Raw genomic sequence first — 2,177 nt, 5'->3', positions numbered from 1 at the left:
CCTGGGCCCGGAGCTCCCGGACGCTGATCTCGTTCGTCTGCTCTGTCATTACACCAGGGTATCCAAGAGACTCCTCGTGTACACTAGTGACCACAAGGAGGGGGGGTCCATGCCGGACACCACCCACAACAGTGAGCTGCTCACGTACTACCGATCCCTGCCCCAACAGCAACGAGCAGAGATCGCCCGCGCAGCGTCAGACGACCTACGCAAGCAGCTCGCCCAAGTGGAACGTGAGATGGCAATGGACCGCTCACCAGGAGCCCTCGCCGCGGTGCTCACCGGAGGAAAGGAGATGCAGGCACCGCACCTCGACCTCGTCGACCGCGCCTTCCAGCGCATAGCCGCCGGAGAACGCGTCAAGGTCATGCTCACCATGCCCCCACGGCACGGAAAGAGCAGAAGGGCATCCCGGTGGGCTCCCGTCTGGTACCTGCGACGACACCCCGACCACCGCCTCATGCTCGCCTCCTACAGCTCCACCCTCGCCGACGACCACGGCCGATGGATCCGAGACACCATCACCGGCTACTCGGAATCCCTCGGTATCGCCCTCAACCAGGCATCTCGAGCGGCCAACCGCTTCGACATCGCCGGACACGAGGGCGGCATGGTCACCGCCGGCGTCGGCGGAGGCCTCACAGGCAAGGGAGCGAACTGCTTCCCCGACGAGACGGTAGTCACCACCGAAATCGGCCCCATGCGCATCGCCGACCTGGTCGCGAAGCAGCACAAGCCGCGGGTCCTCTCCTTCAACCACTCCAGTGGACGCACCGAATGGCGGCGCGTCGTGGCGACAAGGACGACCTACACCGATGGACTCTGCGAAGTCATCACCGCTGGTGGGCATCGAGTACGGGCTACCAGAGATCACCCCTTCTATGCCGATGGACCCGGTTACAAAGCGGCCTCTGCTCTACGCCCCGGAGACCGGCTTCTCGCACAAGCCCTCCCGCCTGAACAAGACGTGCATCCTGTGCGGGAAGCCCAAGAACAACCTGGGGCGAGGCCAAGCGCACCGAGAGTGCTACATGAAGGTCCGCTCGGTGAAGATCCTGCTCCGTTGCCTGTGGTGCAACGAGGAGTTCCTCAAGCCGCGCTACGAGTACAACAAGGCGCTGCGACGCGGACACTTCGCCTTCTACTGCTGCAAGGAACACTCGCAGGCACACCACGCCGTGAAGAACGCCCGACGGTGTCAGCATTGCGACGTTGCGATGCCCGGCAAGAGGAACAACAAGTTCTGCTCGATGCAGTGCCGGATCGACTCGCGGAACCATCCCGAGACGGCATGCACCGTGTGCGGGCTGATCTTCCGCAAGAAGACCAGCCGCACGGTGTACTGCTCACGACCCTGCGCGGACAAGGCGCACTCCATACGCATGCTCGGCTGGGGCAACTCCCACTACAAGGACGGAACCAGCTACAGCAAGTGGTTCAAGGAGACCCGCCCTCTGATCTTCGAGCGGGACAAGGACCGCTGCGTCGCATGCACCGCGACCTACAACCCGGTCACGTTCATGCGCAACGGCGCCCCCGCCCAGCGGTCGAACCTCATCGTGCATCACCTGGACGAGAACCCGGCGAACAACCGCGTCGAGAACCTCATCCTGATCTGCTACACCTGCCACGCCGTGCACCACAAGTCGGCCACGTCACCGTTTCCGTGGTTCGCCGAGTACACGCGCCAAGCGTCCGAGTCCATGACCTCCAAGTGGAAGGCAACAGCAACTTCTTTGCTGGAGGCCTACTCGTCCACAACTGCCTCATAGTCGACGACCCCTTCAAGGGATCCGAAGACGCCGAGTCCCAGACCCAGCGCGACCGGGTCTGGGACTGGTGGCAGTCCGTCGCCCTCACCCGGCTGGAGCCCAACGGCTCCCTGGTCGTCATCAACACCCGCTGGAACCCCGACGACCTCTCCGGCCGGCTGCTGGAGACAGAGGGCGATGAATGGACCGTCCTTGACCTCCCCGCTGTAGCGCTCTCCGAAGACGACCCCCTGGGCCGGAAGCCGGGTGAAGCGCTCTGGCCCAGCCGATACAACCTCACCGACCTGGACCGCATCCGTAAGGGCGTCGGCGAACGCGTGTGGTGGGCCCTCTACCAGCAGCAGCCACGACCTCTCGAGGGTGGCGTCTGGCAGTGGTCGTGGATCATCGATAACCGCGTCAGCC

At 64.1% G+C, this 2,177-nt stretch carries 2 protein-coding genes and 2 pseudogenes; 3 read left to right on the top strand and 1 reads right to left on the bottom strand.

The features are described from left to right. Nucleotides 1-253: 253 nt before the first annotated feature. On the bottom strand, nucleotides 254-733 hold the full coding sequence (locus tag IE258_RS41640) for a hypothetical protein (protein WP_229892781.1): 480 nt from the start codon (nucleotides 731-733) through the stop codon (nucleotides 254-256). Between IE258_RS41640 and IE258_RS42155 the strand changes: the two are divergent. From IE258_RS42155 to IE258_RS41630, 3 genes and pseudogenes are all read left to right on the top strand, one after another. Then, nucleotides 701-823, top strand: a pseudogene (locus IE258_RS42155) (hypothetical protein); the annotation flags it as partial. The gene IE258_RS41640 and the pseudogene IE258_RS42155 overlap by 33 nt on opposite strands. Beyond that, entirely contained in the window at nucleotides 816-1,772 is a 957-nt protein-coding gene (locus tag IE258_RS41635) for an HNH endonuclease (protein ID WP_229892780.1), read from the top strand. The pseudogene IE258_RS42155 and the gene IE258_RS41635, both read left to right, overlap by 8 nt. Further along, nucleotides 1,667-2,177 (top strand): annotated as a pseudogene (locus IE258_RS41630) (hypothetical protein); the annotation flags it as partial. The gene IE258_RS41635 and the pseudogene IE258_RS41630, both read left to right, overlap by 106 nt.

This window comes from Streptomyces tendae (genome assembly GCF_014650435.1).
Classification (GTDB): domain Bacteria; phylum Actinomycetota; class Actinomycetes; order Streptomycetales; family Streptomycetaceae; genus Streptomyces; species Streptomyces tendae.
The sequence above is the reverse complement of the archived record's forward strand: the minus strand, read 5'-3'. Positions and strand labels throughout refer to the sequence as shown.